Here is a 14132-nt window from a genome sequence, read left to right as displayed (position 1 = left end):
CCGCTTTTGTATTGCTGGCGTAGATACGTTTTCACTTAAAGCCGGGGGCATAGTGTTATAGGCGTTCATTGCAGTCGCTAGAAAGTGTCTAGGTTTCTCGCGCCTTAACAAGTGGCTGTCCGACGCGGAGGATGAATTTTTATGCATTATGCTGGCTTCAATCTAAACCCGTTGTTGCCGGGTAAGTAGGTTGCCAAAGCCCCTAAACTAGCGACTATTGGCAAAACTGCGGTGAGAAGATCACAAAATTTGCATTTGCGTGATGTGAGATAAAATTCTTTAAGCTTGTCTAATGTAGCGACTCCAGAAGTGCCCAAACTATGACATTGTTCAAAAAAAACTGGGATAAATACTTCCATAATGAAATCAAGTCAGTACTAACGCCTAGAATTGGCATCGATTGGAGAAGGTAAGATGAGATTTCAACAACTTAATGAACAGTTGGCATATGTCTCTAAGTGTCGCTTGGAAATGGCCCGTCTGTATGCGCGTTTGCATAGTGCTGTAGATTCTTCTCGTGTGAAGTTGATGCTGGAGTATTTGCAGCAACATGAAAAAGAAGTGTCTCAGAAGATAGATGATTACATCGAAGAGGCACCATCTCGTCTGTTAGAGCTGTGGTACAACGATATCGTGTTCGAAGACTTTATCAAACGCTGCCAGGAGGTGATTCCTGCGGCCAATATGAATGAAGATGATCTGTTAGAGTTGCACCTGGATCTGGATAATCGTTTGATCGGTCTGTTTGAGAAGACGGCCGAATCCTCTGTGCCGGGTGATGTGAAAAATGCTTTAAATGATCTGGTGCGTGTCGAAAAGATCCAGCAACAACGTCTGGTGCATAGCAGCCTGAGAATGGAAGATATTTAACCCGGCAATATGTTGTAACGCTTGTTAAAAAAGGTGCCTTGTGCGCCTTTTTTGTTTGTGATGCTAAATATTGAGTGTTTTATCGTGCACCCCCCTATTTTAAATCGCTTTTTTGTTCTTACCTTTCTTTTTTATTTGCGTAATCATCCCTGTTAAAGCCAGTTGTTGTGATAGTAATCTAACTGATTATGGCTATTAGGGGGCTATTTGTTGTCTGGGTGGCGATAACTGCCTCTCAAGTCTTTTGAGTCTCCCTGTTGTTTTAGGCCGCGATTTCTTGTGCCAGATCAAACTTCTTTCATTCAGTGCTGTTTGACATGAATCTATTGGCGATTAAAAGCTCAAATATCGAATATGCTTAAGAGATTGGCTAGGGAGCCCGAAAAGATGAGATTTGTAAAGGAGATTCCAGATGTTGTTTAGTGACGGGCAGCTTCCATCTGCGTTATATACGGCGCAAGCAATAAGGGAAGCCGAAGCGCGCATGATTGCGTCCGGTGAGGCAAGTTTATGCGAATTGATCGACAAGGCAGGTCAATCGGCTTTCGAGCTATTACAGCGCGAAGGGAAGCTCAATAACAAAATTCTGGTATTGGCCGGCTATGGCAACAACGGAGCTGATGCATACATTTGCGCGACCTTGCTGCTCGAATCTGGCTGTGATGTCTCCTTATATGCCGTCGAGCGTACCGAGTTAGGTGAGGGGGTCAATTATGCGAAGGCGGCTTTTTTGGCTGCCGGTGGGCATCAGTTAACTGATTACAAAGACGCCTTAAAAGAGGCTGAGGTCGTGATTGATGGCCTGTTGGGCACAGGGGTTAAAGGCGAGGTTCGTGCGCCCTTTGTGGATATCATCACCTTAATGCAAAGTTACTCGCCTTGGATCTTGTCACTCGATGTTCCCTCAGGAATCGATGTCGATACCGGCGCAGGTTTGTTGGCCGTTAGAGCTGATGTCACCTTGACTTTTGGCGCGCCCAAACAGGGCCTGATCACAGGTAAGGCAAGAGATTGTGTCGGGCGACTCTGGTTTGCCGATATTGGCTTACAGCCCTTCTTACCCGAATCTAAGGTGACTAATATCGCTTACCGTCTTACTGATCTCGGTTTGCCCGCTAGGGCAAAGAACAGTCATAAAGGCGCCTGCGGCAAAGTCACAGTGATCGGCGGTGATTTTGGGATGGCCGGGGCGCCTCGATTGGCGGCTGAGAGCTGTCTAAGGGCTGGCGCGGGCTTAGTGGCAGTGATCTCAAGGCCTGAACATTTGACCGTAGTGAATGCGGGTCGTCCGGAAATCATGTTCTGGGGTTGCGAGCTGGTGGATATGGAGGTGTATCAGCGTCTGGGCTGGGCGGATATTTTGCTGATTGGTCCAGGGCTAGGTAAACGCGACTGGGGTTACAACTTGCTCAAGGCAACGGGGTTGAGCGATAAACCCTGCGTGATGGATGCCGATGCGCTGAATTTGTTGGCATTAGAGCCGACTAAGCAAAGCAATTGGGTGTTGACGCCCCACAGTGGCGAGGCGGCCCGTCTTTTGGGGATAAGTATTGCAGAGGTGGAGGCGGATAGGTTCGCTGCCGTCTACAAGTTGCAGGCTAAGTATGGTGGTGTTGTCGTGCTAAAAGGTGCTGGCACTTTGATTTATGACGGCAAAAATTGCCATGTTGCGCCTGTGGGTAATCCGGGGCTTGCGAGCGGTGGCAGTGGTGACGTATTGGGCGGGATTATTGCAGCCTTAATGGCGCAAGGGATGCCTATGATGGACGCCGCCAGTGCCGGAGTGGTGGTTCATGGTGTGGCGGCTGATTTTGCTGCTGAAAAGGGGGAGCGGGGGATGTTGGCCTGTGACCTGTTTGAACATATTCGCGCCCTGGTTGATAAGATTTAGCTCAGGGCCCGTTGGTCTTTCAGGGGTCATTTGGATGACCCCTTTGTACGGCATTATCGCCAGCCGGTGTAGATAAAAACTTTACTGGCTCTGCCTTGTACAATTGGCCAACAAGCTGCTGCAAAAACAATCAGGAAAGATTAACAGGCTCTAACCAGATTAAAATGCGCTAATGTTTGTTTAGATAAACGTCGGTTTAGGTTAAAGTATCTGGCTCAAAAAAGGTTTGTCCTGAATTAGTGATAGATACGATGAGAACAGTGAAAGTTTATCTTGAAAATGAAGCAGAAACCGTTAGTTTAGGTCAAAGGTTAGCCAGTGCGATTAAGCCGCCATTGACTCTCTATTTGAGCGGTGAATTGGGCGCAGGTAAAACCACATTTAGCCGTGGTTTGATCCAAAGCCTAGGGCATAAGGGCGCGGTAAAGAGCCCTACCTATACACTGGTTGAGCCATATGAGTTGGGTGATATAGATGTGTATCATTTTGATCTGTATCGGTTAAGTGATCCTGAAGAACTTGAATTCATGGGGATTAGAGATTATTTCACTGAGTCGAGCCTGTGTATCGTTGAGTGGCCTGACAAGGGCGTTGGACTCTTGCCTGAGGCTGATCTGGCGATCGATATTCAATATCATCAACAGGGCCGCGAGGTCACACTGACGGCGCAATCGCGTGCCGGCGAGATTTTGTTAGATAGTTATACATAATAATGATAAGAACTGAATCACTAATAAAACGTATATTATTGATTGTCCTACTTTGTATTCCTTCCATTGCCTATAGTGCAAATAAGCTGGAAGGTGTACGCATCTGGGCGGCTCCTGAATCGACACGTGTGGTGTTTGATCTGCGTGAGCCGCCAAAATACACCCACTTCACCCTGACCAGTCCCTATCGTTTGGTCGTGGATCTTGCGACCACGGCAACGGGCCTAGATCTAAGTAAGATTGAAAATAACAGTAAGCTGGTAAAACGGGTACGTGTTAGTAAACCGCCGAAGAAGGGAACGCTGAGGTTGGTGATTGATCTGGTGAAGCCTGCTAAAGCTAACTTATTTTCATTGGCACCCACAGCCCCCTATGGTAACCGCCTGGTCGTGGATCTTGAAGGGGATAGTGTTAATAAGAAAACGGTAAAAGCGGATCCAGAGCAAGAGCTTAGGGACGTTATCGTGGCGATTGATGCGGGACATGGTGGCGATGACCCAGGTTCCATTGGGCCCAAAGGCACTTATGAGAAAAAGGTGGTGCTGCAGATCGCTAAAAAGGTGGAGGCCAAAATTAATGCCACCCCAGGTATGCGCGCCGTTATGACCCGCACCGGCGATTACTTCGTCAACCTGAATAGACGCTCGGAGATTGCCCGCAACAGCAAGGCGGATCTGCTGATCTCTATCCATGCAGATGCCTTTACTTCTCCTCAGCCTCACGGCGCCTCGGTATGGGTGCTGTCGATGCGCCGGGCCAACAGTGAAATTGGTCGTTGGTTAGAGCAAAAAGAGAAACATTCTGAACTGCTTGGTGGAGCCGGTGAAATTATTCAAAACACCGACAATGAGCAGTATTTGGCTATGACGCTGCTGGATATGTCCATGGATAGATCGATGGCGATCAGCCATAACATTGCCGGCGACGTACTAGACAACTTGGGCAAGGTGACGCGTCTGCACAAGCATAAGCCTGAGGCGGCGAGTTTCGCGGTGCTCAAGTCGCCAGATATTCCTTCCATTCTGGTCGAAACAGGCTTTATTTCGAATCATAGAGAAGAGCGTCTGTTGACCCAGCGCGATCATCAAAACAATATCGCCAATGCCGTTCATAAAGGTGTGGTGCGTTATTTCGAGAATAATCCGCCCGCACATACCCTGCTGGCGAGCAAGAGTGGTTTCAAGCATAAAGTGGCCGCCGGTGAGTCTTTATCTGTGATTGCCCATCGTTATCAGGTTTCAATCGCCAGCATTAAAAAAGCCAATAAGCTCAAGTCGAATACCTTGTTTATTGGTCAAAAGCTGATTATTCCCAGGGCTTAAGGATCCAAGATGACGATTAGAGTTTTGCCTCCTCAATTGGCTAACCAGATAGCCGCCGGGGAGGTGGTGGAACGTCCGGCATCTGTTATCAAGGAGTTAGTTGAAAACAGCCTGGATGCGGGTGCCACACGTGTCGATATCGAGATCGATAAGGGCGGCAGTAAGCTTATTAAGATCACAGATAATGGCTCGGGTATTCCCAAAGAGGAGCTTAGTCTCGCGTTGTCGCGCCATGCCACCTCTAAGTTGGCCTCATTAGACGATCTCGACGCTATTTTGAGTTTTGGTTTTCGCGGTGAGGCCCTTGCCAGTATCAGTTCGGTATCCAGATTAACCTTTACCTCTCGTACCCAAGAGCAAGCAGAAGCCTGGCAAGCCTACGCCGAAGGCTCAGAGATGGCGGTCAAGGTGATCCCTGCTGCCCATCCAGTGGGCTCCACGGTCGAAGCGGCGGATCTGTTTTTCAACACACCAGCCAGGCGCCGATTTCTAAAGAGTGATAAAACTGAATTTACCCATATCGATGAATGGCTTAAGCGTATTGCCCTAGTGCGTAGCGAGATTCACTTTACGCTTAAGCACAACGGCAAACAGGTGCGTAACTATCGTCCAGCGAAGACCGAAGCCCAGTATCTGCAACGTCTGGGTCAAGTTAGCGGTAAGGCTTTTGCCGAGAATGCCCTAAAGGTCGACTGTGAGCATAACGGCTTGAGCTTGAGTGGTTACATTCAGTCTCCCAACAGCGAGATGCCTGTCGGCGATACTCAATATTTTTATGTTAATGGCCGCTTGGTGCGTGACCGATTGGTGAATCACGCGGTGCGTCAGGCGTTTGCACAGCAACTACAGGGCGAGCAGATAGCCTTTGTGTTGATGTTGAGCTTGGATCCCCATCAGGTTGATGTGAATGTGCATCCGGCCAAGCATGAGGTGCGCTTTCATGAGAGCCGCTATGTTCATGATTTTATCTTGCAAGCCCTAGAGTCGGCGCTGCGCCAAAGTAGCGAACTGAGTTTTGAACCTGTATTCGCTAGGCCTGCCAATGTTCCCGCTGCAGAGACGCAAACCGCTTATATCAGGCCGTTGATGTCTGAGTCTCAACGGGGAGAGAGCGGGAGGGAGTATGGCGACGCTCGAATCAGCGAGTCTCACGGCCAGGGTTACAGCAGTCAGCACCAGACAAGCAGTCGCGGCCGAAGTTATGCCAGTACCGAGCTCCCAAGCCAGGCGGCAGTCGATAGTTATGCTCAGTTGATGACCACTCCTGGTCAAGTAAACCATCAGGCTACAGCCAATCAGCCGCAGATGCCTCAGGTGCTAGACGGCCGCTATTGGCTGCTGGTGCGAGGAGCCGAATTGGCTTTGCTCGGTTTATCTAGCGTGGCGCGCGAAGTTGCTCGGCAACAGATATCGGCCAAGCTGGCATCGGGGCTGATAGGTCAGCCGCTCTTAATGCCTGTGTCGGTTAAAGTCGATGAAGATTGGCAACAAACCCTGCTTGAGCGTGAGCAGCTAATTAGAAAATTAGGCCTAGAGCTAACTATTCGTCTTGGCCAGTTGATAATTAAAAAAGTGCCCCCATATCTAAGGCAGAGTCAGCTGGCGAGCGTGGTTCCTGAGTTTTTACAGTGGATACGCTTCGAAGAGCCCACGACCGATGCGTTGATTAATTGGTTGGTTGAACAGTCGAGCGGCCAGTTTAGTTCTGCCAGTGCGCTGTGGGCTGAACTTATGGGATTACCAGAGTCGCAGCAGCAAGACATTTTATCTATGGCTAAGGCTTTGCCTTGGCAAGAATGGTTAGGTGAGCAAACGAGTGAATAGCGAGAGTCAGCCGACAATTATCACCCTGATGGGACCGACCGCGTCGGGTAAGACTGCGCTTGCGATGGCTTTGGCCGAAGAGCATAATTGCGAGATCATCTCGGTGGACTCAGCGCTTATCTACCGTGGTATGGATATCGGCAGTGCTAAACCGACCCAGGAAGAGCTCAGTCGTGCACCTCATCGTTTGATCGATATTCGTGACCCGAGCGAAAGTTATTCCGCGGCGGATTTTCGCAGCGATGCGATAGCAGAGATAGAGCAGATTTTAAGTGCGGGTAAAACACCACTCTTGGTGGGAGGCACTATGCTCTATTTCAAGGCGCTATTAGAGGGGTTATCTCCATTGCCGCCAGCCGATGAAACGATTCGGGCTGAGATAGCGAAAGAGGCTGAGACCAAAGGGTGGCAAGCCTTGCATGATCAGTTACGCCAGATAGATCCTGTGTCTGCAGAGCGTATTCACCCTAATGATCCGCAGCGACTGTCGCGGGCATTAGAGGTATACCGCATTAGTGGTAAGAGCCTGACGACCTTAACTGAGGTTAAGGCTGATGCTTTGCCTTATAAGGTGGTGCAATTTGGTATAGCACCTAAAGATCGTAAAGTGCTACACCTTGCTATAGCAGAAAGATTTAAATTGATGTTAAATCAAGGTTTCGTCGAAGAGGTGCAAGCGCTCAAGGCGCGAGAGGATCTGCATCTAGACCTGCCTTCGATGAGATGTGTGGGATATCGCCAAGTGTGGCAGTATCTCGATGGGGAATATGACTATGATACTATGGTCGAAAAATCCATAGTTGCGACTAGGCAATTGGCTAAGCGTCAATTAACATGGTTGCGAGGATGGGCTGATCTAAATTGGCTGGAGAGTGGTGATGAATCAAATCTGGCGCGACTATTAGAGCATTGTCGCTAGCTAATTCATTCACTCTGTATAATACTAAAACCAAACCAGAAATTGATGCTGTATTAGGTTTTAATTAATTTTAATAAAAAGGAAATTACAAATGGCTAAGGGGCAATCTTTACAAGACCCATTTTTGAACGCATTACGACGTGAACGCGTTCCGGTATCTATCTACCTAGTTAATGGTATCAAGCTTCAAGGACAGGTTGAGTCATTCGATCAGTTTGTTATTTTATTGAAGAACACCGTCAGCCAGATGGTATACAAGCACGCTATCTCAACTGTGGTGCCTGCACGTCCATTTAACGTGAGCAGCCACCATAATACGCCAAATCAGTCTGCCGGTTATAACGCACCGCATGATGATAGTGCTGAGTAATTTCCTAAGGAGTTCGATTTTTGTTTGAACGCTATGAGGCGGGAGAAGCTGCAGTACTTGTCCATATCGACTTTTCAGATGAAGACAGTAGGGAAGATATTACCGAACTTCGTTTATTAGTCGAATCGGCAGGCGCTGAAACCGTAGGCGTGATCACGGGAAGTCGTCGTTCTCCAGATAGAAAGTATTTTGTTGGTACAGGTAAAGCGGAAGAGTTGGCAGCTATGGTTGCCGCTACTGACGCCAATGTGGTGATTTTTAACCACGCCTTGAGTCCTGCACAAGAGCGTAATCTTGAGTTGATCTGTCAGTGCCGGGTCTTAGACCGTACGACACTGATTCTTGATATTTTTGCTCAGCGCGCCAGGACTTATGAAGGCAAGTTGCAGGTGGAGCTAGCGCAATTGCGCCACATGTCAACGCGCCTGATCCGTGGTTGGACCCACCTTGAACGTCAAAAAGGGGGCATCGGCCTGCGGGGACCGGGTGAAACTCAGCTGGAAACCGATAGACGTTTGCTTCGTGGTCGTATTAAGACCATCAACAAGCGGCTCGAGAAAGTCGATAAACAGCGTGAGCAGAGTCGACGCGCAAGACAAAGAAGCGAGTTAGCCACAGTATCACTGGTGGGTTATACCAACGCGGGCAAGTCAACCTTGTTTAACGCGTTAACCGTTTCCGAGGTCTATGCTGCCGATCAGCTGTTTGCGACACTCGATCCGACCTTACGTAAGCTGGACTTAGAAGACGGTTCGGTCATTTTGGCTGATACCGTTGGATTTATCAGACATCTTCCCCATGACTTGGTGGCTGCGTTTAAAGCCACGTTACAGGAAACTCGCGAAGCGGATCTTCTGTTACATGTGGTTGATAGTGCTGATGAAAACATGGGCGACAATTTTGAACAGGTACAATTAGTACTGAAAGAAATTGGCGCCGAAGAGATTCCACAGCTCATTGTCTGTAACAAGATAGATCTGTTGGAAGAAGTGGGACCTAAGATCGACTATGATGGCGATGGGGTCCCAACGCGTGTTTGGGTTTCGGCTCAACAGCGTTTAGGCTTGGAATTACTTGAAAAGGCAATCAATCAATTGATTGGTCGTGCCATAGTAGAGTTGACCTTGTGTATTCCGGCGACGGCCGGACATTATCTTGGCCAGTTTTATCGACTGGATGTGATACAGCAGAAAGAGTATGACGATCTGGGGAACTGTATCGTGTCTGTACGCTTATTGGAGGCCGATTGGCACCGATTAGCTAAGCAGAGCCAAGGGGAGTTGGAAACCTTTATTGTTGAAACAGCATCAATAGAGTAGTTTTTAGTAATCTCGTTTATTTCATACACCTATGGAGTGCTAAATGGCTTGGAACGAGCCCGGTAACAAGGGTCAAGACCCTTGGGGAAACAAGAACGGCAATGACAAAGGGCCACCAGATCTCGATGAAGTATTTAAGAATATTTCTAAGCGTTTTGGTGGTAAAGGTAATGGCGCTGGCGGTGGTTTCAGTGCATTAGGTTTTATCATTGTATTAGGCATCGCCGTTGTCGTGTGGGGACTCTCAGGTTTCTATACGGTGAAAGAAGCCGAAAAGGGTGTGGCGCTACGTTTTGGTGAATATATTGGCCAAGTAGAGCCGGGCCTGCAGTGGAAGGCAACCTTTATCGATGAGGTCTTCCCAGTGAACGTGAGTAATGTTCGCTCTATTCCTGCCTCTGGCAGCATGCTTACCGCGGACGAAAACGTCGTGCTGGTTGAGCTGGATGTGCAATATATTGTTGTCGATCCTTATCGCTATTTGTTTAGCGCGGTTGATGCCAATTCGAGCTTGCGTGAAGCGACTGACAGTGCGCTGCGTTATGTCGTAGGTCACAACAGGATGGATGACATTTTGACGACTGGTCGTGATCAGATCCGTCGTGATACTTGGGAAGAAGTTGAGCGTATCATCAAGCCTTACAATCTAGGTATTGAGATCCGTGACGTGAACTTCTTGCCAGCACGTCCGCCTGAAGAGGTAAAAGATGCCTTCGATGATGCCATCGCCGCTCAGGAAGATGAGCAGCGCTTTATTCGTGAAGCTGAGGCTTATTCTCGTGAGATCGAGCCTAAGGCGCGCGGTACTGTGCAGCGTATGGAGCAGCAGGCAAATGCATATAAAGAACGTGAGATCTTAGAGGCTCGCGGTAAAGTGGCTCGTTTCGAGAAGTTGTTGCCTGAGTACCAGGCGGCACCAGAAGTGACTCGTAACCGTCTCTACATAGATGCCATGTCAAAAGTGCTTTCTGGCACCAATAAGGTATTGGTCGACTCTAAGTCGGGCAATAACATGATGTATCTGCCGTTAGATAAGTTAATGGAACAGCGCACTCAAACTAAACCGACTAAGTCTGTTGAGTTGGATGCGGTCAATGATTCAGTTAATAGCATAGTAGATAGTGTGAGCATGCCGCTGGATGGAAGACCTTCTCGTAGCGACCGAACTCGTCAGGGGAGGAACTAAACATGGGTAGATTATCTGTCATTATTGCAGCTATCTTAGTTGCCGTGGGCCTGTCATCTTTGATGGTGGTTAACGAAGGTGAACGCGCTATCGTGTCTCGCTTTGGTAAGATCCTTAAAGATGATGGTGTGACTCGTATCTACAAGCCGGGTCTGCACATAAAGTTACCAGTGATCGATAAGATCAAGATTTTAGATTCTCGTATCCAGACGATGGATGGCGCTGCGGATCGCTTCGTGACCTCAGAGAAGAAAGATTTGATGGTCGATTCTTATGTGAAATGGCGCATCAAGGATCATGAGAAGTACTATCTGGCCACTAACGGCGGTAACAAGGTTCAGGCTGAGTCTCTACTCCAGCGCAAGATCAACAACGATCTGCGTACCGAGTTTGGTCGTCGTACCATTAAAGATATCGTTTCTGGTAGCCGTGATGAGCTTCAGCAAGACGCTTTGCGTAATGCTTCTGATAGTGCTCAAGATCTAGGTATCGAGGTGGTCGATGTGCGTGTTAAGCAGATCAACCTGCCTGCTAACGTGAGTTCGAGCATTTACCAGCGTATGCGCGCCGAGCGTACCGCGGTGGCGAAAGAGCATCGTGCTCAGGGTAAGGAGCAGTCTGAGATCATTCGCGCTAAGACAGATGCGAGTGTGACTATTCAGATCGCCGAGGCTGAGCGTAAGGCTCTGCAGGTACGTGGTGAAGGTGATGCCATTGCCGCGAAGATCTATGCAGATGCTTATAAGAAAGATCCTGAGTTTTACTCTTTCTTGCGTAGCCTAGAGGCTTATCAGGCAAGTTTCGAGAAGGGGTCTAACGTTATGGTCATTGAGCCGGAAGGTGACTTCTTCAAGTATATGAAGGACGCTAACGCTAAATAGTTCTCATTGAGTCTGATTTGTATTAAAGCCCGACAAGTTCGGGCTTTTTTTACTCTTATCGGTGCAAGTTACTAATTTAGCTTTGATTGTTATTCTTGTTTATTATTTTTTGTCGTAAAATCCTGGTCGATTATCTTTTGTATTGCTGCTCTTTATCTTCTAGAATCGCCATTTTTCTATCATAGTTAACTTTGTGCTTTGTTTTACTATGATCTGGTTCTAATTTTTGGCTATAATGAGCCCCGCCTCAAATTTGATTTTTGCGCTTTGGGGTAAAACCCCAAAATCAAAAATTTTTAAAACAAAAATTCCAACACTCTCTGGAGATAAGTGGATGAGCAATGCGCCAGTCGATACCGGACGTCGCAGATTCCTGACCGCAGCAACCGCCGTAGTGGGTGGTGTTGGTGCCGTCGCTGTAGCGGTTCCTTTTATAAAGTCGTGGAATCCGAGTGCCAAAGCGAAAGCTGCAGGTGCGCCGGTTGAAGTAAATATTAGTAAGTTAGAACCGGGTCAGCTGATCCGTGTTGAATGGCGTGGTAAGCCTGTATGGGTTGTCCGCCGCACTGAAGAGATCTTAAACGGTCTTGCTACTCTCGATGATCAACTACGTGATCCAGCCTCAAACGAAGAGCAACAACCTGCCTACGCGCAGAATGCGGTTCGTTCTATTAAGCCTGAGTATTTTATTGCTGTTGGTCTATGTACGCATCTAGGTTGTTCGCCAACGTATCTACCTGATACCTTTGGTGAGCAAGTAGAAGGCGTTGCGTCTGGTTTCTTCTGCCCATGTCATGGTTCTAAGTTTGATATGGCAGGCCGTGTATTCCAAGGTGTACCAGCGCCGTTGAACCTAGTTGTTCCACCTCATCAATATATTGATGACGGCAACGTGATTATCGGTGTCGATCAGGGGGCTGCATAATGGTTAAGAATATTATCGATTGGATTGATGCACGCATCCCAATGACGGCGACTTATAATCGTCACGTTGGTCAATATGCGACGCCGACCAACTTCAACTTCTGGTATTTCTTTGGTTCTTTGGCTATGTTGGTGCTGGTTAACCAGTTGCTGACCGGTATCTGGCTAACCATGAACTATGTGCCGACTGCAGAAGGTGCGTTTGCCTCTATCGAATACATCATGCGTGATGTGGAGTATGGCTGGCTACTACGTTACATGCACTCAACGGGGGCTTCTGCCTTCTTCGTGGTGATCTACCTGCACATGTTCCGTGGACTGCTCTATGGTTCATACCAAAAGCCAAGAGAACTGCTCTGGTTGTTTGGTATGTTGATCTTCCTGGTACTGATGGCTGAAGCCTTTATGGGTTATCTGCTGCCATGGGGACAGATGTCTTACTGGGGAGCACAGGTTATTATCTCGCTGTTCGGTGCGATTCCTGTTATCGGTGACGATCTAACACTTTGGATCCGTGGTGACTTCGTTGTTTCTGGCGCGACACTGAACCGTTTCTTCGCCCTGCACGTTATCGCGCTACCTTTAGTCCTAGTGGTATTGGTGTTCTTACACCTTATCGCTCTGCACGAAGTGGGTTCGAACAACCCTGATGGTATCGAGATTAAGAAGAACAAGGATGAGAATGGCTGGCCGAAAGACGGTATCCCATTCCACCCATACTACACAGTGAAAGATATCATGGGCGTCGCTGGTTTCCTGATTGTCTTCTGCTACGTGTTGTTCTTTATGCCTGAAGGTGGTGGATACTTCCTGGAGAAGCCAAACTTTGAAGCGGCTAACCCAATGAAGACCCCTGAGCATATCGCTCCTGTTTGGTACTTCACGCCTTTCTACGCCATTCTGCGTGCGATTCCTGATAAGTTATTAGGGGTTGTCGGCATGGGCCTAGCGATTGCTGTCCTCTTCGTTCTACCTTGGTTAGATCGTTGTAAGGTGAAGTCAATTCGCTACCGTAGCATGATTCATAAGCTGAATATTGGTCAGTTTGCCGTATCTTTCATTGTCTTAGGCTACTTGGGTGCCGTACCTGCGACGCCGACGCTGACAATTGCTGCGCGTATCTTTACTCTGACATACTTCGGTTTCTTCTTAGCGCTGTGGCTATACAGTAAGAATGAGAAAACTAAGCCTGTACCAGAGAGGTTGACCCACTAATGAAAAAATTACTGATTGCATTAGTTACATTAGTACCATCTCTTGCGTTTGCTGCAGGTGGTGCCAATGTTCATCTAGAAAGTGCTAACGTCGACCTGAATGACAAAGAGTCGCTCGAACGTGGTTTGGATGCTTTCCAACACTACTGTTCAGGTTGTCACAGCACTCAGTACCAGCGTTATAACCGCGTTGCCGAAGACTTAGGTATCTCTGTAGACGATATGCGTAACAAGTATATGTTTAACAGTGACGCTAAAGTGGGCGATCTGATGGAGAACGCCATTCCTGAAGCCGAAGCGGCTAAATGGTTTGGTGCTGCGCCGCCAGATTTGACCTTGGTAGCTCGTGTACGTGGTGAAGACTGGGTTTACACTTATTTAAAGAGCTTCTACAAAGATGACTCTCGTCCATTTGGTGTAAACAACACAGTATTTCCGTCAGTGGCCATGCCACACGTACTGGAAGAGCTGCAAGGTTTGCCGGTTAAACAAGAAGATGGCAGCTTTGTCACTATGGGTGGCAAGCTAACCGCAGAAGAATATGATCAAGTGGTTCGTGATATCACTGGCTTCCTGGTTTATTCGGGTGAGCCAGTCAAACTTGAGCGTGAACGCTTAGGTTGGTGGGTATTGGGCTTCCTGTTTATTTTCTTTATTGTGGCCTACCTCTTGAAGAAAGAGTACTGGAAAGATGTACACTAA

General features: G+C 48.0%; 13 protein-coding genes. All 13 read left to right on the top strand.

Going from position 1 to position 14132, the window contains the following annotated elements:
* Window positions 1-414 precede the first annotated feature (414 nt).
* The gene (locus NY07_RS07595) at window positions 415-870 is read left to right on the top strand and encodes a hypothetical protein (protein WP_033538746.1); all 456 of its coding nucleotides are present in this window, start codon (window positions 415-417) and stop codon (window positions 868-870) included.
* Between the two features lie 412 nt (window positions 871-1282).
* Entirely contained in the window at window positions 1283-2761 is a 1479-nt protein-coding gene (locus NY07_RS07590) for a bifunctional ADP-dependent NAD(P)H-hydrate dehydratase/NAD(P)H-hydrate epimerase (protein WP_033538745.1), read from the top strand.
* Between the two features lie 251 nt (window positions 2762-3012).
* Window positions 3013-3471: a tRNA (adenosine(37)-N6)-threonylcarbamoyltransferase complex ATPase subunit type 1 TsaE gene (gene tsaE / locus NY07_RS07585; protein ID WP_033538744.1), complete on the top strand. Its 459-nt coding sequence runs from the start codon at window positions 3013-3015 to the stop codon at window positions 3469-3471.
* 2 nt (window positions 3472-3473) lie between these two features.
* On the top strand, window positions 3474-4793 hold the full coding sequence (locus tag NY07_RS07580) for an N-acetylmuramoyl-L-alanine amidase (protein ID WP_033538743.1): 1320 nt from the start codon (window positions 3474-3476) through the stop codon (window positions 4791-4793).
* 9 nt (window positions 4794-4802) lie between these two features.
* The gene (gene mutL / locus NY07_RS07575; RefSeq protein WP_033538742.1) at window positions 4803-6617 is read left to right on the top strand and encodes a DNA mismatch repair endonuclease MutL; all 1815 of its coding nucleotides are present in this window, start codon (window positions 4803-4805) and stop codon (window positions 6615-6617) included.
* Entirely contained in the window at window positions 6610-7536 is a 927-nt protein-coding gene (gene miaA, locus NY07_RS07570) for a tRNA (adenosine(37)-N6)-dimethylallyltransferase MiaA (protein WP_033538741.1), read from the top strand. The genes mutL and miaA overlap by 8 nt, the downstream gene beginning before the upstream one ends.
* Window positions 7537-7627: 91 nt before the next feature.
* Window positions 7628-7906 carry an RNA chaperone Hfq gene (gene hfq, locus NY07_RS07565; protein WP_033538740.1) on the top strand — a complete coding sequence of 93 codons (279 nt, stop codon included), beginning with the start codon at window positions 7628-7630 and terminating at the stop codon, window positions 7904-7906.
* A gap of 20 nt (window positions 7907-7926) precedes the next feature.
* Window positions 7927-9225, top strand: a complete 1299-nt coding sequence (gene hflX, locus NY07_RS07560) for a ribosome rescue GTPase HflX (protein ID WP_033538739.1) — start codon at window positions 7927-7929, stop codon at window positions 9223-9225.
* Window positions 9226-9268: 43 nt separating this feature from the next.
* Window positions 9269-10411, top strand: a complete 1143-nt coding sequence (gene hflK, locus NY07_RS07555; RefSeq protein WP_033538738.1) for an FtsH protease activity modulator HflK — start codon at window positions 9269-9271, stop codon at window positions 10409-10411.
* Window positions 10412-10413: 2 nt separating this feature from the next.
* A complete protein-coding gene (hflC, locus tag NY07_RS07550) occupies window positions 10414-11292 on the top strand; it encodes a protease modulator HflC (RefSeq protein WP_033538737.1) in 879 nt (292 codons plus the stop codon).
* A gap of 334 nt (window positions 11293-11626) precedes the next feature.
* Complete coding sequence (gene petA / locus NY07_RS07545) at window positions 11627-12217, top strand: ubiquinol-cytochrome c reductase iron-sulfur subunit (RefSeq protein ID WP_033538736.1); 591 nt, start codon at window positions 11627-11629, stop codon at window positions 12215-12217.
* Window positions 12217-13431 carry a cytochrome b gene (locus NY07_RS07540; protein ID WP_033538735.1) on the top strand — a complete coding sequence of 405 codons (1215 nt, stop codon included), beginning with the start codon at window positions 12217-12219 and terminating at the stop codon, window positions 13429-13431. The genes petA and NY07_RS07540 overlap by 1 nt, the downstream gene beginning before the upstream one ends.
* On the top strand, window positions 13431-14132 hold the full coding sequence (locus NY07_RS07535) for a cytochrome c1 (protein WP_033538734.1): 702 nt from the start codon (window positions 13431-13433) through the stop codon (window positions 14130-14132). The genes NY07_RS07540 and NY07_RS07535 overlap by 1 nt, the downstream gene beginning before the upstream one ends.

It is taken from the genome of Shewanella sp. ECSMB14101, assembly GCF_000773485.1.
GTDB classification, from domain to species: Bacteria; Pseudomonadota; Gammaproteobacteria; order Enterobacterales; family Shewanellaceae; genus Shewanella; species Shewanella marisflavi.
This window is presented reverse-complemented; position numbering and strand designations above follow the sequence as displayed.